Source organism: Bacillus sp. FSL K6-0073, assembly GCF_038006085.1.
GTDB classification, from domain to species: domain Bacteria; phylum Bacillota; class Bacilli; order Bacillales; family Bacillaceae_G; genus Bacillus_A; species Bacillus_A cereus.
In genome coordinates, this window is sequence record NZ_JBBOUN010000001.1 from 5,218,342 (window position 1) to 5,237,426 (window position 19,085).

A 19,085-nucleotide genomic window follows, 5' to 3' on the forward strand; every position below is an offset into this window, starting at 1 on the left:
TTCTTTATTTAAAAAATACCGAATAATTTTTTGCGACGAATTTGTTCTGGATCTTCTTTATAAATTGCCTTGCCGCTAATTAATAAGTACGGATTTTCTTTCAAATCACTCATAACATTCATCCCGAATTCTTTCTCAATTAATTCATAGCTTTCCGCTAAATGAAATCCTCTTGAAGTTGTGTTATGTGCATCTGAAGCGACCATATGTGTTAAATTATGTTCCACAAGCTGTAGTGAGAATTTTTTAATTTTTTTGCCAAACTTCCCAAGTAAACTACCTGCTGTTACTTGCGTTAATGTCCCTTTATTTACAAGGTTATATAACTTATCTGGCCGCTCAATTAACTCGGCATTACGTTCCGGATGAACGATAATTGGAATCATTCCCTTAACGCGCAGTTCATATAATAGTTGTTCAGCATAACGAGGTACGTGATTCGATGGAAATTCAATGAATATATATTTATTTGTTTCATTTAAAGTAACAATTTTACCAGTTTCATAGTCTTCTAATAAATCACCATATAATCTGACCTCTTGCCCCGGTAAAATAGTAAGCGGGATATTATGTTGTTGTAGTTCATCATTCAGTTGTTTTACTCCATGAATAATTGAGGTACGTTCATTTATATATTTTCCATTTTGATGATGTGGCGTTGCGACAATGGTATGTATTCCTTCTGAAACGGCTTGTTGTGCCATTGCTAAACTATCTGTTACTGTCTGTGCACCGTCATCGATACCAGGTAAAATGTGACAATGTAAATCTATCATTTGTTTCATCCTCCCTCTCTCATATAAAAATCTTTTTTCCCTTGAATATGAGAGATTTCTCATATTCAAGGGAAAAAAGGAGATATGTTTCAACCATATCTCACTCTTTTAATTAGTTTGCACCGTAATAATAATATAAGCCTTCTTCACGTTCACGATCGTTTAGAACAACACCTAACAATTTACCTTTAGCCGATTCTAACAATCCCTTTGCTTTTACTGCTGTTTCTTTCTCTGTTGATTCACTACGAACAACAAGAATAGAAGCATCACATACATTTGCCATAATTTGCGCATCGGTAACAGCTAAAATAGGTGGCATATCAAAAATAACTAAGTCGTACATGCTGTATGCTTGTCCAAGAAGTTCTTTCATTGATTTTGAACCTAATAATTCTGCTGGATTTGGTGGGATTGGGCCACATGCCAAAAAGTTCAGATTTTCTACAGATGTCGTTTGTACACATTTCTCTAAACGTTCACTATATGTTAATACATTCGTTAGTCCAAAAATATTATCTACTTGGAACATTTGATGCATCGCCGGCTTACGCATATCAGCATCAATTAATAATACTTTCTTTCCTTGTTGAGCAAACACAACTGCCATATTAGCTGTCGTTGTCGTTTTCCCTTCACTTGGATTCGCAGATGTTACCATTAATGAATGTAAATTCAAATCAACAGCTGCAAATTCAATATTCGTTCGAATATTACGATATTGTTCTGAAATTGGTGATTTCGGTTGTTGATGAGCAATTAATTGACGACGTTGACGATGATTCTTTTTCTTTTTAAATAAATTAAGAGCCAATTGTTTGTCCCCTCACTTTTCTTGATGATGGAGCGTGTGATTTCACGTTCAATGTTTCTTCATCCATACGAGCGACAATACCTAACACTGGTAAGCCAAGTAAGCTTTCTACATCTTCTTCTTTTTTCACTGTGTTATCTAAGTATTCTAGTAAGAATGCAAGACCAATTGAAGCCATTAAACCAATAACGAAAGCAATTGCTACATTTAACATTGGACGTGGTTTAATTGGAGATAAATTTTCTGCAACTTCTGCTTTTGATAACACTGTTACGTTATCAACACTCATAATTTTAGCAACTTCACCTTTAAACACTTCTGCAGTTGTATTAGCAATATCACGAGCTAGTTTTGGGTCTTTATCTTGCGCAGTTACCGCCACTACTTGTGAGTCTTTCTCATTAGCTACTTCAATTTTATTGTTTAGCTCTTGTACTGTTATATTTAAACCTAGCTTTTCTTTCACTTGATCCAAAATAACTGGGCTTTTAATAATAACCTTGTATGTATTTGTTAATTGAATATTTGTTTGTACCTCATTGTATTGAATAGCTGCACCTTCTTGCTTCTTCTGGTTAACAAGAATCTGCGTCGAAGATTGATAGATTGGTGTCATAAAGAAGAAGCTAATGATAGCACTTACTATAGCTGCACCAAATGCGATTACGAGGATCATTGCTAAACGTTTTTTTAAGATATGAAATAACTCTTTTAAACTAATTGTTTCTTCCATAAGTTCCTCCAACTTTCTAAAATTTACACATAGGAAAAATTATAACATATAATCTTACATTTTTTTATTTTAGTAATATCTATGTACGATTGTTATTTAAAAACATATATAATCTTACAAAATAATCTTAAATATGACAACACATTCCATCAATTCGCCAAAAATTCTATTGCATTTTGTTTCCTTATATTTTAATAATAAATTTTTAAAAACCAAAAAAAAAGTTAGCGAAAAATTGCTAACTTTTAAAAAATACTATTTCATACATTATTTTCTAATAATATCCATACGGCTCTTGTTCTTCTCTTTTATCGTTTAATATAACACCAAGTAGCTTTCCTGACGCTTTATCTAATATTTGTTTCACTTTTATTAGTTTATCCTTTTCAGTTTTTTCACTTCGTGCTACTAATACAACACCATCGCATTTATTAGCGAGTATTTGTGCATCCGTAACGGCCATTACGGGTGGTGTATCAATTAGAACAATGTCAAACATCTTATATGCCTCTAGAAGCACTTCATCCATTTTACGATATCCAAGTAGCTCTGCTGGATTTGGTGGGATTGGACCTGCTGACATAACATATACGTTCTCTATATCCGTTTTTTGAATACATTGCACAAACGAAGTCTGTCCTGATAATAAATTCGTTAATCCATTTGGACTATATGCAGCGAATAAATTTTGCAATGTCGGCTTACGTAAGTCTGCTCCAATTAACAATACTTTTTTTCCTTGTTGGCCAAAAACAACCGCTAAGTTTGCGATTGTCGTTGTTTTTCCGTCACCAGGATCTACTGAAGTAACAATGATGGAACGAATGTGGTTATCTACAGATGTAAATTCAATATTTGTACGGATATTACGGTATTGTTCCGCAATGCGTGATTTAGGCTCTTTATGAGTAATTAGTTGTCTTAATGGCTTTCTTTTTTTTCTCCCGAACATGTTATGATCTCCTTTTTTTCAAAATACAACATTTTCCCCTTTTTTCTTTTATGCCCGATATGCTACGCAAATTTTTTATTTACTTCTACCGTTAAATTTCTCCATTTCTTGTCTCTGTAATCCATCATAACTAATCAGAATAACCTTTGTCCTATCTTATACCTTCTATAATGTGACAATGATATCTCTATTTTTATCGCGTTATCATTTATCTTAATTCCAAGATATTTATAGCGTCATCATATACAAATTTCCATTTACTTATAGTTAAAATTCTGGTTATTATTAATTTTAAAACTTCTAACAAAATAGTAATAAAAAAATCCTTCTGCACATGTAGAAGGATTTTTCAGTACTATCTATTCTTTTTTATCACCAATTGCAAATGTAATTTCTGCCTCACATGCAACTTCACCATCTACTGTTGCGATTGCTTTTCCTTTTCCAATTGGGCCGCGTACGCGTGTCATTTCTACTTCTAGACGAAGCTGATCACCTGGGCGTACTTGTTTTTTGAAACGGCAATTGTCGATACCTGCAAAGAAAGCAAGTCTTCCGCGGTTTTCTTCTTTCTTTAATACTGCAACTGCTCCGACTTGTGCTAATGCTTCTACAATAAGTACACCAGGCATAACTGCATAGTCAGGGAAGTGTCCGTTAAAGAATTCTTCGTTTGCGGATACATTTTTAATCCCAACCGCTCTTTTTCCTTCATCTACTTCTAATATTTTATCAACAAGTAAAAATGGATAGCGGTGAGGAATGATTTCTTTAATTTGTTCTATATTTAGCATGTAACAATCGCCCCTTTTGTAATATTGGTCTTACCACTTGGACATATTGCTATTATCCCATTTTGTTTATTGTTTGTCATTACAAAGTAACATTTTATATTTAGCACAACTTCCTAAAAAAAATGCACACACTCTATTCCATTAAAATAGTTGCACATTTTTGCAACTGACACGGAGGTGGAAAAGAGTGTATGCCCAAATTAGGGAAAGGCAATATGTATTGAAACATTATTTGCCTTAATGTCGTATTCGACTCATTATATTATAAACGTTTTCAATTAAGGAAATATTAAATTTAACCATATATATGAATATTTTACCTGTTTCCTTCATATTTCTCTATTTTCCTTCCATTTTCGCAAAAAAACAAAATAAAAAAATATAAAAACGAAAAAAAGAACTAAGGCACCAGCCTTAGTTCTTTCAAATTATCTCAAAGCACGCTTTGGTAATCTGTCGATATTCTCTAACATAATACCTGTACCAACCGCAACGCAGTGCATTGGGTTTTCAGCAATTAATACTGGTACTTTTAGTTCTTCTGCTAGAAGCATGTCGATACCGTGTAGTAAAGCTCCACCGCCTGTTAGAATAACACCGCGGTCGATGATATCTGCAGATAATTCTGGTGGTGTGCGCTCTAATACACCTTTTGCAGCTTGTACAATAACAGCTGCATTTTCTTTTAATGCTTCTGTAATTTCTTCAGAGCATACTGTAATTGTACGTGGTAAGCCTGTTACCATGTCACGTCCGCGAATTTCAAGTTCTTCGCTACGTGCACCTGGGAATACTGTACCAACTTTAATTTTAATATCTTCTGAAGTACGTTCTCCGATTAATAGCTTATACTTACGTTTAATATAGTTTAAGATCTCCATATCAAACTTATCGCCAGCCATTTTGATAGAGGAAGAGGTAACAATATCACCCATAGATAGTACAGCGATATCTGTTGTACCTCCACCAATATCAACAACCATGTTACCGCTTGGTTGGAAGATTTCCATACCAGCACCAACTGCGGCTACTTTTGGTTCTTCTTCTAAAAATACTGTTTTACCACCTGAACGTTCAGCAGCTTCACGAATTGCTTTTTGTTCTACCGATGTAATATTTGTTGGACAACAAATTAAAATACGAGGTTTTGAAAAGAAGCTCTTTACGTCCAATTTGTTAATGAAATACTTTAACATTGCTTCTGTAATTTCGAAATCTGCGATTACACCATCTTTAAGTGGACGAATTGCTACAATATTACCAGGCGTACGTCCCACCATGCTTCTCGCTTCTTCACCTACTGCTAATACTTTACCACTATTACGATCAATTGCCACAACAGATGGCTCATTTAATACAATACCCTTACCTTTAACATGAATTAATACGTTAGCCGTACCTAGGTCAATTCCGATATCTCGCGCAAACATTCCCGTTTTTTCCTCCTCGATATTCAAAATCAGGTTACACCCGAATTCTTTTCACCTAATTTCTGATTTTATCATAAATTTAACAGAAACGTAATATTCGCAAAAAGAATTCTTCTGAAAAATATTACCGAATGTGAACGGAATGTTTGCTACTGTAACATTATTGACGTACAGGCTTCTCTACATCTTCTTTTCTATACTTTTGTTTTGTTGCTTCTCCACCTCTTAAATGACGAATAGACTTATGATAATCAAGAATTTCTTTCACTTCATTTGCGAGCTCTGGATTAATTTCTGGTAGACGTTCTGTTAAATCTTTATGGACTGTACTCTTTGATACCCCAAATTCCTTTGCAATGACACGCACTGTCTTTCTTGTCTCCACGATATACTTACCAATCTTGATAGTTCTCTCTTTGATGTAATCGTGCACACCACTCGCCTCCCTAATTTGGATGTGAGAAGGGTGAAATGAGCCTCGCTGCATACGACTAAGAAGTAAGTGTGAGTGCTGTTTGTAAGCGTTAAACATTCTTGGATTTATAATGAAATAATTCACGATTTCTCACCTCAAACACTCTCTTTGCTTTGGTTTATACCATTGTATTGCCCGCACTACTGATATATGCTACATGTTCACTATTTTTGCGGACTAAGTTAAGAAAAATTACGTTTTTTTGTGAGAAATACGTTAAAACTGACTATTATAGCGAAAAAAAATGACACCTTGTATAAAAGGTGTCATTCTTCTCGTTCCAATTCTTCTTCTAACAATTGATGGTGGGGAACCTCTTTCTTACCGGCAATGTAATAATATAAAGTGAATAAAACAAACAATAAAATAATAGCAGTCGACAGAACAAACAAAAATGACACAGTATCCCCTCCCTTTTGTAATATATATTCGAGAATCTCGTCATTTTTCCTTGTTATTGCAACTTTTTTCTCGAAATTGAGTATTTTTATATGGAAATAAAAAAATCAGCTCCCCTAGTGGGAACTGATTTTTTCACTTTCTTATTCTTGTGAAGAAGAATCGTTAGATGATTCTGTAGAACCATTTGTTGATTTTTCTTCTTTCTTCGGTTCTTCTTTTTTGTCACTAGTTGAACCGCTTGTTGATTTCTCTTCTTTTTGAGATTTGTCTTCTGTTTTACTTTCTGGTTTCGTGCTCGTTGACTTTTCTTCTTTTTGAGATTTATCATCAGCTTTTTTACCAGAAGCGTTCGTTGCCTTTGCAGCACCTGCATCAGCTTTAATTTCTGTTACTGATTTATTTAAGTAACGTTCAGGGTTCACAGCCACATTATCTTTACGTACTTCAAAGTGAACGTGAGAGCCTGCCTCTTTATTCATTGCACTTAGACCGGATGTTCCTAATACTTCACCTTGTGCAACTCTTGCACCTTTTTCTACTTTCACACTGCCTAAGCTTTGATAAGATACCGCTACACCATTTCCACTATCAACTGTTACAACATAACCAAGAAGTGAATCTTTTTCAGCTTTCGTTACTGTACCACTTAAAGCAGCAGCAACATTGAATTCTTTTCCATTCTTCGCAGCAATGTCAATTCCTTTGTTTGGGGAATATGTGTTGTTATAAAAAACAAGTGCTTTTTCTTGTTCCGCCTCAGTTGCTGCATCTTCATAGAATTTCTTCTGTACGACTACTTCCGCATTCGCGGCAGCTGGCATTTTCACTACTTCTGAAGATTTCGTTACTGGTACTGCTGGATCTTCCGATTGTGTATACGGTGTTGCTTGATCATGGTTCGGAGTCTTCTTCGGATTAGCTCCTTGGAACCATAGCGCAACCATTAAGATTACCGCTGCACAAGCAATGTATAGTGCCGGAAACACCCATCTTTTTTGAAATAAATGTACTACCTTTTGCGACTTTTTATTATTTCTTCCTCGCATTCCATCATCACCTCAGCAATCATTTTGAACAATATTCACGCATCCTATACAACGTATAACTAATTACTTTTCGACAAAATCTGTAAAAATATGTATGAGAATTGCAAAATTTCCGAGGAAATGATAGAAAAAAGAAAAAACTGAGCACTTTTGGCTCAGTTTTTAGTCTAATTGTTTCTTTTTATATACGATTAAACATACAAAGAGCGATATAATAAGCCAAACTGCAACATTTAATACATGCCCACTAATACTACTAAATCCCGCCCCACCTACTAAACTGTTAAGTGCTTTCACAATATGAGATGTTGGAAGATATCCAATCATCGTCTTAATTACTTTATTTTCAACCATCGGCTCAAACTGTACAGCCAAATACATCGTCATTAATATCGGCATTCCAATTATTGATGTTTGTGGTACAGATGCAGCTAACAATCCAATCATTGTTCCAATCACAATAAATAGAATTGTTCCACATAAGAAAATAAATCCTAGCAATAATAGATTTCCACTGAATTGATCCAAAATAAATAAGTTCACAATACAAATGCCCAGTGTCAAACATACTGTTAATATACTTTTTCCAAGTAGAACTTCAACCGAAGATGCCGGTGATAGCATTAATACACGCAATGTATGTTTTTCTTTTTCTTCTGCAATTACCATAGATTGAACAAAGCCTGCGACAAATAGGAAGGCCGTTATAGTAGTAATGCCTAACATTTCCTTTCCCACTCCAAATCTGCTAAACAAAAATGAAAGTATAATTGGTAAAAATGCCATTAACAACACTTGTGAATTTGTCTTAAAATCTTGTACTTCTTTTCTAAAAATAGCTGATACACGTCTCATTGAAAATGTCATTATAATCCCCTCCCAGTAACTTCAATAAAAATATCGCCTAAAGTTGGTTCGTGTGAATGAATGGATAGTAATTCTCCTTTGTTCATCCATTCTGAAATACGTTTTGCACCTAATTCATCTTTTTGTACCGTTTCTTTCTTCTTATCCTTTAACACGACTTGTATTTGATCTTTCGCGTATTGTAAGCGAAGGTTCTCCGGTGTATCAAGTGCTACAATCTCTCCGCCACACAGGAAGGCAATGCGGTTACAAAGCGTTTCTGCTTCGTCCATGTTGTGAGTCGTTAAGAAAATCGTCGTTCCTTCTTTATTTAAGTCTTTTAAGATTTTATGAATGTTTTGTACGTTTACTGGATCAAGTGCAGATGTTGGTTCGTCTAAGAAGAGGATATCTGGTTTATGAAGGATTGCTCTTGCTAGTGTGACGCGTTGCTTCATTCCCTTTGATAATTTTTTTACTGGTGTTTTTTTATCATCTAATAAATTCACTTGTGCTAGTACTTCATCGATTCGTTCTTTTTTGCAATCATATAAGTCACAAAATAATAGTAAGTTATCATAAATGCTAAGTCTTTCATATAAGCCGCTGTTATCTGTTAAAATACCAATTCGTTTGTAATCGATGCTACTTGGTCCTGTAATATCTTTCCCTAATACTCTTACCGTTCCAACACTATGAAGCAATTGAGAAGTTAAAATTTTTACTGTTGTCGTCTTACCAGATCCACTCGGTCCAAGGAATCCGAATATCTCTCCTTGCTTCACCTCAATATTTACATTTCGAAGTGCCGTTTTTCCGTCGAAACTTTTCATTACATCTTTCATTTCAATTGCCAATGTCATTTCTTCATCCCCTTTGTTTTTCTTCTTTATAGATGAAAGTCGCTTTAGCGCTTTTCGTTCGTTTGTTTCGCTTTTCTTGACTCAATCATATGAAAAACAAAGTGTAGGCGCATTAAAATACCGGTAAAAGGAGTATTTTTACCGGTGAATGAATCGCATGTTGAGCTTATTGGAGCACTTTTATAGTCCAATAACACCTTTTAATTCATCCATTCGTCCTTTTGAAAGCGGGATTGAACTTTTTCTTTCGTCGTCTAAAATTAAGCTAAAACTGTTACGAGTCCAAGTAATCACTTCTCGCACTCTTTGTAAATTCACAAGATACGAGCGATGACATCTAAAGAAACCAAAACCTGTTAACCTTGCTTCTAGTTCACCTAATGTTAAAGCGCATACGAAATCCCCTTCACGAACGTGAATATGTGTTACTCCGTTTTGTGTTTCAATGAAATGGATTTCCATCGGATCAAGTAAAATGATTTTATCGTTCACTTTCGCAGGTATTCTTTCTAACTTCATTTGCGGAATCATTTGAACGACCTTCTCTTCATCGACTTCTTCTGCTTCCTCTTGCTCAATTTCTATCTTTTTCACACCATCGTTGTTTAATATGTATACGTCCTCTGTTAACGAAAGGGCATCTGATAGAAATGATGACGTAATAAAGATTGCCTTTCCTTGCTCTTTCATTTTCATAATCGCTTTTCGAATAATAATCGTACTCTCTGTATCTACATTTTGCTCTGGCTCTTCCAAAATGACTAAATCCGGATTATGAATCATCACTCGCCCAATATGAAGACGACGTTTCTCTGAAAATGATAGTTTTTCTATTTTAACGTTTAACTTATCTAAGAGACCAACATATTGTACAACTTCTTCCGTACTCATATTTGATTCATAAAGCCCCATTAAAAACTTAAAGTATTCCTTCACCTTCAAACGATCATATGCTTCATCCTTCAAAAAACAAAAGCCTATGCGGGAATAATTTTTCTTTCCAATTGCTTCCCCTTCAAACAGTACGTTGCCAGTTGAAGCTTCTTCTTCACCAATAATAATACGGTGTAACACTTTAGCTGTATGATTATTGCATTGCAAAACAATACATTGTCCTTTTTCAACCTTTAGCTCAATTTCCGGTAACTGGTTCGCCTTCCCTAACTGTTTCAACTCTAGTAACGCCATTTCATCTCCCCCAAATGCCTTTTTATCCTATTATATCAAACAGTTAATGGAAAATTATGATACTTTAAACAGAAAAAATAGATGCCAGAGTTCTGACACCTATTTCTTCACCATCAATTTTCCTTCATAATCATTCATCGTCTTTATTTCAACGCCTTTATAGTAATGAGCGACGATATCTGTATATTTCTTTCCTTCCGCTGCCATGCCGTTCGCCCCGTATTGACTCATACCAACGCCGTGACCGAAGCCTTTCGTCGTAACGATGATTTTATCTCCTTGTTGTTTCCACGTGAAATCAGAAGAACGTAAATCTAACTTTTCACGAACTTCTTTTCCTGTTAATGTTTTTCCTTGAAAAGCTACATCCTTTACGCGCTTTCCTTCCGTAAGGTCTTTAATATTTCCAACCTTCCCGTCTGCTAGCACTTTCACACCGAGACGTTTTTGAAAATCAGCTACTGTAAATGTTTGCTCGCTCGTAAACTTTGGAGAGGCTTGATCCCACGGACTATCTACACTTTTCAAGTACGGATAATCATTTCCCCAATAGTCAGCTGCATTTTCTGTTCGACCATTACTCGTTGAAAAGAAGGATGCTGAAATTGGTTTTCCCTCATACGTTAAAACTTGTCCTGCTGTTTTCGAAACGGCTTCTTCGATTTTCTTCAAATTATTTTCGTAGTTATTGCCCCATTGCTTCTTCAATTCATCTTTGCCTTTGTACACTTGATCTTTCACCGTATCTGTCACGTCCGCATTATTTTTCTTTCCTCCGCTTAGCATACGTTGTACTACAAATGTTCTTGCTGCTAATGCCTGCGCCTTTAGTGCCTCTATTTCAAAACTGGCATTCATCTCAGAAGCTACTACACCTGTCACATACTCCTCCACTGGTAATGTTTCTACCTTCTTTTGTTTTTCGCGATATACAGCAACTTGAACAGCTGTATCTACTTTTCCTGGAGCTGGTATGCTTTCTATCGCTGGAGGAGTTTTAGAGGCCGTTTCTTCCCCTACTTTTGCTTTCGCAAATGGAATAACAAGGGCTGCAGGTACAATGATAACGAGCGCTATTAAGAGCGCTACTGTAATAAAAAGTGGCTTTGAAAATTTCATCCTATTTTCCCCCAATATAAAAGCTTTACTCCATTCATTCTTATGGAACAACTCTTTCTTTTAGAACATACTTAAGGGGAAGAGTATAAAACAGAAATTTTCTAAATATTTTTACTGGTACGTGCATAAGTATAGAATTTATTGACTATAACAGTAATAACCCAAAAAAATAGCCCCTATGTCAAAAGACATAGAGACTATTTCAATTAAGCGTGAAGATCAGAAACTTCTTGTTCTTTCACTTCTTCTACTTTTTCGTTTACACGTTCAATAGTTGCACCTAATGCAGCTAATTTCTTATGGAAGTTTACATAGCCACGGTCAAGATGTTTTAACTCAGTTACACGAGTATAACCTTCTGATACTAAACCAGCTAAGATTAATGCAGCTGCAGCACGTAAGTCAGTTGCTGCTACTTCAGCACCTTGTAAACTGTTTGGACCGTTCATAATAACAGAACGACCTTCAATTTTAATATCAGCATTCATACGACGGAATTCTTCAACGTGCATAAAACGGTTTTCGAATACCGTTTCTGTAATCATGCTTGTTCCATCAGCTTGTAGTAATAATGCCATCATTTGTGATTGCATGTCTGTTGGGAAACCTGGGTGAGGCATAGTTTTAATATCAACCGCTTTTAACTTATCTGGGCCGATAACACGTACACCTTCGTTTTCCTCAATGATTTTAACACCCATTTCTTCCATTTTCGCTGTAATTGAGCGTAAATGTTCAGGTACAGCATTTTCAATTAAGATGTCTCCACCAGTAATTGCTGCTGCAACCATGAATGTTCCCGCTTCAATACGGTCAGGAATAATAGAGTGGTTTGCACCATATAATTTATCAACGCCTTCGATACGAATCGTTCCAGTTCCAGCTCCGCGTACTTTCGCTCCCATCGCATTTAAGAAGTTAGCTAAGTCAACGATTTCTGGTTCTTTCGCTGCGTTTTCAAGAATTGTTGTCCCTTTTGCTAATGTAGCTGCAGACATAATGTTTTCTGTCGCGCCTACGCTTGGGAAGTCTAAGTAGATTTTAGCTCCTTTTAGTTCTCCCTCAACGTATGCTTCAACAAAACCGTTACCAACCTGTACTTTCGCTCCCATTGCTTCGAAGCCTTTTAAATGTTGGTCAATTGGACGTGAACCAATTGCACATCCACCAGGAAGTGCAATACGAGCACGACCATTACGTGCTAATAATGGTCCCATTACTTGAACAGATGCACGCATTTTACGTACATATTCAAATGGTGCTTCAATGTTTAGTTCTTTAGAAGAATCGATTGTTACTTGATTATTTTCAAATACGACTTCAGCATTTAAATGACGTAATACCTCATTAATTGTGTATACATCAGACAAAACTGGTACTTCAGATAGTACATTCTTTCCATCACTCGCTAATAGGGCTGCAGCGATTATAGGTAATACAGCATTTTTTGCGCCCTCAACACGCACTGTGCCGTTTAACCGCTTTCCGCCACGGACGATGATCTTTTCCAAATTATTCCCCTCCGTGTCCTTTTTTCAGTATCTATTCACTCAATACTCAGAAGTTATGATCGGTGTGCCAACCACAATTGTATCTTTGTTGTCTGTAGAACGTATTGCTATTTGCACATTTATTTTCTCTCTATTTGTTGAAAGAGCGTCATCCCACTTTTTATTGTATGCGGAGACTGACACAAATGCTCTTTCTTCTACTTGTTCGATCGCTCTTGCTGAAAGATCTTTCAAAACCTGATTGGTTTTATTTTGCAAAACACCTTCAATCTTATCATTCAGTACACCTTGAACACAAGTGTAAATTATAGGTTTTTCACTAAAAATTTTATTCATGTTTTGAACATACTTCGGGTCCCATTTCGCCCCACTTACTTCAAAGATAATGAAAGTGTTTTCTTTAGTATTTTCTTTACTCCAAGTTACTACTACTCGTTCTTCATAAGAAGAAAGCTTTTTATAGGATGTAGCTTTATATCCATCTGGAGATTGCTCTACTTCCCACTTTTGAATATTTGCCTTTTCCTTCACATCGTTTAACAACTTTTGAAACGTATGTATGTTAGAAATTGTTTTTGTTTCTCTCGCTAACCATGACCATTTTTCTACTTTAGCATCATTTTTCTCTAAAGCCTTGATCATGCTCTCCATTTTCTGTTCATCGCTTATCGGTTTCATCTCTCTATATCCAACCAAAAATAAAACAACACTAAGTGCAACAATAAGAATGGCTTTAAGCTTCAATTTCATCCCCTCCTATCCCCATTGTTAACGGAGATTTGAGGTTCTATACACTTACTTTACTAAATACGTTAAACTCTTCGAATAGCCTAAATAATCAAGGAAAAAGTTACTTACAGATGTCCCAATTGCAATTGTAATTAAGATGAGCAATACTCGCGTCTGCAGCACTTTTCCGGACTTCATTAAACGCTCAATGTGAATGCCTTGTAAGGCCCACCACGTAATGGTAATAAACAATAAATGCGAAACAATGGCAATCAGTGCTTGTTGCCCTAAAAGTTGTGCCAAAAAATCGACCCCTTTTTACTCAGCTACTACTTATGAAAGAATATAAAAACGATACCATAATAAGTAGGAGCTACACTTTTTCAAATGCACATAGACATCTTACATTTTACATCGTGATTTTCTTTCCAAAAACGTATATCTACATTACAAGTTAACACAAAATAAAAAGCGCAGAGTACTGACTCCACACCTTTTATTTTCACTATTGTACCACGTTCCCTAAGAAGAAGAAATCTTTCATTAATGGAAAATATTCATAAAAGAAATTGTACCCAATCATCGGCATAATCCCTAGTATTACAATCGAAATTGCACAAAGACTCATAACAACCTTTATATTTAACGGTAACCGTATCCTCTCTTCTGTCTCTCCTGTGCGGAAAAACATTTGTTGTAAAATACGGAAATAATATACGAATGAAACAACTGTCGTACCCATCATAATCGAAGCTAGTACGTAATGTGCTGGCTCTACATGAAGCGCGCCTAAAAAGATGTTAATCTTTCCAATGAATCCAGCCGTTCCTGGTATCCCAGCCAGCGATAAAATAAAGATTGTCATCATAATCGCTGCAAATGGTGACCTTTTATATAAACCTGTGAAAATCGTTATATTTTCCTCATCATTTTGTAAGATTAAGCCGTGGATGATAGCAAATGCACCTATATTCATAAGCATGTATGCCAGCATATAAAACCACATGCTATCCATCGTAAATGGTGATAATGCCACAAGTGGAACGAGTAAATACCCTGCATGAGCAATGCCCGAATAAGCAAATAAACGCTTTATATTGTATTGTTTTAACGCGACTACATTCCCAACAATCATCGTAATACTTGCTAACACCGCGATATATATACTCATATGCCCATATAAAGATTGCATATCTCCTTGTATTAATACACTTGCAAAAACCATAAGGAACAAACGAATAATGAGCAGGAACCCAGCAATTTTAGAAATCGTTCCAAGAAAAGCAGTAACTGGTGTAGCCGCTCCTTCATACACATCAGGTGCCCACATATGAAACGGCACTGTGGCAATTTTAAATGAGAGACCAACTAGCAATAAAAGAAATGCGAGAGCTAACAATAACTGAATACCACTAGCGAGTTCCCCAGTGAGTACCTTTTGCATATCTACAATGTTAGTTGAACCTGTAATACCGTATAAATAACTCATTCCGAAGAGCGTAATCGCCGTTCCAATTCCTCCGCTAATGACGTATTTCATTGCCGCTTCATTTGATGCACGGCTCTTTTTTCGTATTCCTACTAAAATATAAGAAGAAAGTGAAAGTAACTCCAAACCAACGAAAAGGGTAATGAAATCAACACTAGAAGCCATGAACATTGCACCAAGAAGTGCCATTAAAAATAAGTAATAATATTCACCCTTATCTTCAATTGGATTCTTCTTATCATCGCTCATTGCGGTGCATAAAATGAGAGCTGAGGCACCTAATAGCAATGTTTTAAACCCTTTTGAAAATCCATCTAACACAAACGATCCGTTTAAAATATCTCCAGCTGGTTCGCTATATAGCGTAATTAATGACACGATTGCTAATACGATAGCAGCAATCGCACCAAGAGCTACATATCTATGATTCAGCTTAAAAAACAAATCACATATGGAAAGGAGGATGGCGGCGCCGAGAATAATAAATTCTGGCACCATTAGATGCCACGATAAGCTAAGTAACGTATTCATATCCATCCTACTTCACCCCCAATGTTTTCAATGTATTTTGAAGCGGATCCCCTAGTAACTCTGGCATAACTCCAATTGCAATAATACAAAAGATAAGTAGTAAAACAGGGACATACTCCCATCCGTGTATATCAGTTTTTGCTTCCCACTCTTTCTTTCCAAATGTCACTTGAAGTGTCGCCCTTAATACGTATACAGCGGTTAAAATGATGCCAATCACACCGACTGCAGCAATGACGGGCTCTCTTTGAAATAAACCGAGAAAGGCAAGAAATTCACTAACAAACCCAGACATCCCTGGTAATCCAAGCGAGGCCATTCCTCCTGCTAAAAAGAATCCGCTAAGTATCGGTACACTTTTCGCAAGTCCGCCTAGCACCGTAATATCCGAAGTTCCAAATCGTTGTTCTATAACACCCAGTAGGAAGAAGAGCAAGGCTGCAATTAAACCATGTGATACAACTTGGAATAGCGCTCCTTGTGTACCAGGTGCATTAAGTGACGCAAGTCCCATTAACACAATTCCCATATGCGAAATACTAGAGTAAGCCAGTACTTTCCTAAAGTCCGTTTGGATGAGCGCTAAAAAGGCACCGTATAGTAGATTAATTACGCCTAATATCGCAATTAGCGTTGCAACATCGTGAAAATATTCCGGGAATAGCCCTTTTCCGAAGCGAATAATACCGTACGCTCCAATCTTTAGCAAAACACCCGCATGAAGCATAACTACAGCTGGATGCGCTTCTATGTGTACATTGACCATCCAGCGGTGCAACGGAAAAACAGGTAGTTTAATTGCAAAAGCAATCATTATGGCAATAAATACACCAAGCTGCAAACTACTTGGGATGACGAGTGCTCCCTCTGCACTTACGCTTCTTAATATCTCTTTCAGCTCCACAATATTTGTTGTACCTGTTTTCGCGAACAAAATTGAGAAAACAATGAGCAAAATAGCTGAGCCAATACCGTTATATATTAAATAACTATACGCAGCCTTTTCACTCGACAATTTTCCCCACTTTCCAATTAATAAGAACATTGGTGGCAACGTAATTTCAAAGAAGATAAAAAACAACATTAAGTTTTGAGCAGCAAAGACGCCGAGCATTCCTATTTCTAGCATAAGTAACAGCATATAAAATGCTTTTAAATTTCTTTTAATAGAAAAGGCTGCAATTGCTGCAAGCGTTGCTAGAAGAGCCGTCAGTACCATCATGACAAGCGACAAACCATCAATACCGAGCTCGTAATAAATAGAAAACCACCTTTTATCTACCGCTGTAAAATCGCCGAACTTAATCCATTTCACCTTTTCATCAAATAGTGACAAATTCTTTCCAGAAGCATATGTACAAGCGAGGACGATAGCGATTCCAAATGGAAGTGCCGTCCCAAATAAGCCAAGCGCTCGCACTGTACGCAATTCCTTTTTCGGTGTTAATACAAGCAATAAAATTCCTAAAAGCGGGGAAAAAATGAAGAACGTTAACAACAAATCATTCATCGTAAATCCCCTCCCGTATAGAGCAAAATAATGACGAGTACAGCGAGCGAAACTGCCGTTACAGTACCGTACACTTGTACATTCCCGTTTTGAAGTTTCGATCCAAGATTACTTGTGCCTTTAACTACACTTCCAATTAAAACTGCAATTCCTTCGACTACATACACTTCAAATAAGCGAAGCACATGAGCGATTCCTTTCGTAATAGGGATCACCGTCATGTTGTATAGTTCATCCACATAATATTTTTCTTTCAAAAGATTATAAAGAGATGTTTCCGTACCCCCAGCCCAATCTCTAGAAATTGATTTCTTGCCATATATGAAATATGCAAGAGCGATTCCCGCAAATGAAACGAGTGTCGCAACAATCATAATCCAAACTGGTCCATGCGCTTCTTCAACCTTAAACCCTACATCTTTCGTCAACCAATCTCCGAGAAACGTCCCAAACCATGGTGTATTTATATATCCTGCCACTACCGCAAGAACGCCGAGAACAATCATTGGATACGTCATAACGCGAGGCGATTCATGCACTTCTTCCTTCGTCTTCGTTTCTCCAGTAAAGACAAGAAAGTATAGGCGGAACATATAAAATGCTGTTAAAAACGCCGCAATTACCGCTAAAGTAAATAAAACGTAATTGCCATTCATCCACGTCGCCGCTAAAATTTCATCTTTGCTGAAAAAACCGGAAAGCAGCGGAACACCGCTAATGGCAAGGGTACCTATTAAAAATAGCGTACCAGTTACTTTCATCTTCTTCTGTAAACCGCCCATTTTATTAATGTTTTGCGTATGCACAGCATGAATTACACTTCCTGCCGCCAAAAATAATAGTGCTTTAAAAAAAGCGTGTGTCGTTAAATGGAATATACCAGCTACATAACCGGCAGAACCTAACGCGAGCATCATATACCCGAGCTGGCTAACTGTAGAATAAGCAAGCACCCTCTTTATATCTGTTTGCACAAGACCAATAGAGGCCGCAAAGATTGCAGTGAAAGCTCCAACGATTGCCACTGTCTGCATCGCCACTGTACTTGCTGAAAATAGAGGGAACATCGTCGCTACTAAATATACGCCAGCTGCCACCATCGTCGCCGCGTGAATAAGTGCCGAAACGGGCGTTGGCCCTTCCATTGCATCTGGCAACCACGTATGAAGCGGGAACTGACCTGATTTTCCCATCGCCCCGATAAAAATTAATATCGCTGTTATTGTAATCATGTAAGGAGGTAGATCCCCTGTATAAATCGCCCTAAATATTGCGTCATATTCAAAACTACCTGCGTACCAAAAAATTAAAATCATCCCGATAAATAAACCAACATCCCCAATACGGGTCATAATAAAAGCCTTTTTTGCAGCAGCCTTCGCTTCTTCTTTAAAGAAATAAAAACCGATAAGTAAAAATGAACCAAGGCCAACTAATTCCCAAAATATATAAAGCTGTAATAAATTCGTTGATATAACAAGCCCTAACATCGCAAATGTAAAGAGTCCTAAATATGCGTAAAAGGTTGGTAATCGTTCATCACCTTTCATATAACCTTTCGAATACACATGTACAAGTAGACTCACAAGCGTCACGATAAATAACATTAAAGCTCCTAATGCAGTCACTTCAAAGCCGAATGATATATCCACATCTCCAGCTCTAAGCCACACCCACTTATGCTTCACGCTTGCTTCTGAAAACCTTTCTATTAACACAAGTACCGCAAGTATAAAGGAGAGAAAGACGAAAAAAATACTAAGTACGCTGCTTCCTTCTCTAATTTTCTTCCCGAATATAATAAGTAACAAAAACGAAACGAGTGGGAAAAGCGGTATGAGCCATGCATAATCGATCATTGTTTCCTTCCCCCTTTT

General features: G+C 36.6%; 19 protein-coding genes. All 19 read right to left on the reverse strand.

Going from position 1 to position 19,085, the window contains the following annotated elements:
* Nucleotides 1–8 precede the first annotated feature (8 nt).
* Nucleotides 9–776, reverse strand: a complete 768-nt coding sequence (locus MHB52_RS27055; protein ID WP_017656718.1) for a tyrosine-protein phosphatase — start codon at nucleotides 774–776, stop codon at nucleotides 9–11.
* A gap of 112 nt (nucleotides 777–888) precedes the next feature.
* A complete protein-coding gene (locus tag MHB52_RS27060) occupies nucleotides 889–1,590 on the reverse strand; it encodes a CpsD/CapB family tyrosine-protein kinase (protein ID WP_017656719.1) in 702 nt (233 codons plus the stop codon).
* Complete coding sequence (locus MHB52_RS27065) at nucleotides 1,580–2,323, reverse strand: YveK family protein (RefSeq protein ID WP_016111010.1); 744 nt, start codon at nucleotides 2,321–2,323, stop codon at nucleotides 1,580–1,582. Before MHB52_RS27065 ends, MHB52_RS27060 begins: the two co-directional genes overlap by 11 nt.
* A 274-nt stretch (nucleotides 2,324–2,597) precedes the next feature.
* Complete coding sequence (locus MHB52_RS27070) at nucleotides 2,598–3,275, reverse strand: CpsD/CapB family tyrosine-protein kinase (protein ID WP_061664354.1); 678 nt, start codon at nucleotides 3,273–3,275, stop codon at nucleotides 2,598–2,600.
* Between the two features lie 359 nt (nucleotides 3,276–3,634).
* Entirely contained in the window at nucleotides 3,635–4,069 is a 435-nt protein-coding gene (gene fabZ / locus MHB52_RS27075) for a 3-hydroxyacyl-ACP dehydratase FabZ (protein ID WP_000931959.1), read from the reverse strand.
* Nucleotides 4,070–4,497: 428 nt separating this feature from the next.
* Nucleotides 4,498–5,499 carry a rod shape-determining protein gene (locus MHB52_RS27080; RefSeq protein ID WP_000457978.1) on the reverse strand — a complete coding sequence of 334 codons (1,002 nt, stop codon included), beginning with the start codon at nucleotides 5,497–5,499 and terminating at the stop codon, nucleotides 4,498–4,500.
* A 160-nt stretch (nucleotides 5,500–5,659) separates the two neighbouring features.
* Nucleotides 5,660–5,932 (reverse strand): sporulation transcriptional regulator SpoIIID, encoded by a 273-nt coding sequence (gene spoIIID, locus MHB52_RS27085; RefSeq protein WP_000544012.1) that lies wholly within the window; start codon nucleotides 5,930–5,932, stop codon nucleotides 5,660–5,662.
* 308 nt (nucleotides 5,933–6,240) lie between these two features.
* Nucleotides 6,241–6,375: a hypothetical protein gene (locus MHB52_RS27090; protein ID WP_000008903.1), complete on the reverse strand. Its 135-nt coding sequence runs from the start codon at nucleotides 6,373–6,375 to the stop codon at nucleotides 6,241–6,243.
* A 141-nt stretch (nucleotides 6,376–6,516) separates the two neighbouring features.
* Complete coding sequence (locus tag MHB52_RS27095) at nucleotides 6,517–7,422, reverse strand: M23 family metallopeptidase (protein ID WP_001214926.1); 906 nt, start codon at nucleotides 7,420–7,422, stop codon at nucleotides 6,517–6,519.
* A 162-nt stretch (nucleotides 7,423–7,584) separates the two neighbouring features.
* Entirely contained in the window at nucleotides 7,585–8,289 is a 705-nt protein-coding gene (locus tag MHB52_RS27100; RefSeq protein WP_000144448.1) for an ABC transporter permease, read from the reverse strand.
* A complete protein-coding gene (locus tag MHB52_RS27105) occupies nucleotides 8,289–9,131 on the reverse strand; it encodes an ABC transporter ATP-binding protein (protein WP_016118935.1) in 843 nt (280 codons plus the stop codon). The genes MHB52_RS27100 and MHB52_RS27105 overlap by 1 nt, the downstream gene beginning before the upstream one ends.
* A gap of 180 nt (nucleotides 9,132–9,311) precedes the next feature.
* Nucleotides 9,312–10,319 carry a LytTR family transcriptional regulator DNA-binding domain-containing protein gene (locus MHB52_RS27110; RefSeq protein WP_061664355.1) on the reverse strand — a complete coding sequence of 336 codons (1,008 nt, stop codon included), beginning with the start codon at nucleotides 10,317–10,319 and terminating at the stop codon, nucleotides 9,312–9,314.
* Between the two features lie 99 nt (nucleotides 10,320–10,418).
* On the reverse strand, nucleotides 10,419–11,438 hold the full coding sequence (gene spoIID / locus MHB52_RS27115; RefSeq protein ID WP_061664356.1) for a stage II sporulation protein D: 1,020 nt from the start codon (nucleotides 11,436–11,438) through the stop codon (nucleotides 10,419–10,421).
* Nucleotides 11,439–11,644: 206 nt separating this feature from the next.
* A complete protein-coding gene (gene murA, locus MHB52_RS27120; RefSeq protein WP_000411274.1) occupies nucleotides 11,645–12,949 on the reverse strand; it encodes a UDP-N-acetylglucosamine 1-carboxyvinyltransferase in 1,305 nt (434 codons plus the stop codon).
* A 39-nt stretch (nucleotides 12,950–12,988) separates the two neighbouring features.
* Nucleotides 12,989–13,693 (reverse strand): YwmB family TATA-box binding protein, encoded by a 705-nt coding sequence (locus tag MHB52_RS27125; protein WP_000767916.1) that lies wholly within the window; start codon nucleotides 13,691–13,693, stop codon nucleotides 12,989–12,991.
* Between the two features lie 51 nt (nucleotides 13,694–13,744).
* On the reverse strand, nucleotides 13,745–13,981 hold the full coding sequence (locus MHB52_RS27130; protein ID WP_000057889.1) for a DUF1146 family protein: 237 nt from the start codon (nucleotides 13,979–13,981) through the stop codon (nucleotides 13,745–13,747).
* Nucleotides 13,982–14,183: 202 nt separating this feature from the next.
* Nucleotides 14,184–15,698, reverse strand: coding sequence for an NADH-quinone oxidoreductase subunit NuoN (gene nuoN, locus MHB52_RS27135; RefSeq protein ID WP_033668383.1), 1,515 nt, complete (start codon nucleotides 15,696–15,698; stop codon nucleotides 14,184–14,186).
* 7 nt (nucleotides 15,699–15,705) lie between these two features.
* Entirely contained in the window at nucleotides 15,706–17,208 is a 1,503-nt protein-coding gene (locus tag MHB52_RS27140; protein ID WP_061664357.1) for an NADH-quinone oxidoreductase subunit M, read from the reverse strand.
* Nucleotides 17,205–19,067 (reverse strand): NADH-quinone oxidoreductase subunit L, encoded by a 1,863-nt coding sequence (gene nuoL, locus MHB52_RS27145; protein ID WP_000568224.1) that lies wholly within the window; start codon nucleotides 19,065–19,067, stop codon nucleotides 17,205–17,207. The genes MHB52_RS27140 and nuoL overlap by 4 nt, the downstream gene beginning before the upstream one ends.
* Between the last annotated feature and the right edge of the window lie 18 nt (nucleotides 19,068–19,085).

Coding starts and splice junctions, on each gene's coding strand:
- MHB52_RS27095 (WP_001214926.1), bottom strand. CDS start 7,422: ATGCGAGGAAGAAATAATAAAAAGTCGCAAAAGGTAGTACATTTATTT.
- MHB52_RS27110 (WP_061664355.1), bottom strand. CDS start 10,319: ATGGCGTTACTAGAGTTGAAACAGTTAGGGAAGGCGAACCAGTTACCG.
- MHB52_RS27055 (WP_017656718.1), bottom strand. CDS start 776: ATGATAGATTTACATTGTCACATTTTACCTGGTATCGATGACGGTGCA.
- MHB52_RS27105 (WP_016118935.1), bottom strand. CDS start 9,131: ATGACATTGGCAATTGAAATGAAAGATGTAATGAAAAGTTTCGACGGA.
- nuoL (WP_000568224.1), bottom strand. CDS start 19,067: ATGATCGATTATGCATGGCTCATACCGCTTTTCCCACTCGTTTCGTTT.
- MHB52_RS27080 (WP_000457978.1), bottom strand. CDS start 5,499: ATGTTTGCGCGAGATATCGGAATTGACCTAGGTACGGCTAACGTATTA.
- MHB52_RS27100 (WP_000144448.1), bottom strand. CDS start 8,289: ATGACATTTTCAATGAGACGTGTATCAGCTATTTTTAGAAAAGAAGTA.
- fabZ (WP_000931959.1), bottom strand. CDS start 4,069: ATGCTAAATATAGAACAAATTAAAGAAATCATTCCTCACCGCTATCCA.
- MHB52_RS27065 (WP_016111010.1), bottom strand. CDS start 2,323: ATGGAAGAAACAATTAGTTTAAAAGAGTTATTTCATATCTTAAAAAAA.
- spoIID (WP_061664356.1), bottom strand. CDS start 11,438: ATGAAATTTTCAAAGCCACTTTTTATTACAGTAGCGCTCTTAATAGCG.
- MHB52_RS27070 (WP_061664354.1), bottom strand. CDS start 3,275: ATGTTCGGGAGAAAAAAAAGAAAGCCATTAAGACAACTAATTACTCAT.
- MHB52_RS27140 (WP_061664357.1), bottom strand. CDS start 17,208: ATGAATGATTTGTTGTTAACGTTCTTCATTTTTTCCCCGCTTTTAGGA.
- nuoN (WP_033668383.1), bottom strand. CDS start 15,698: ATGAATACGTTACTTAGCTTATCGTGGCATCTAATGGTGCCAGAATTT.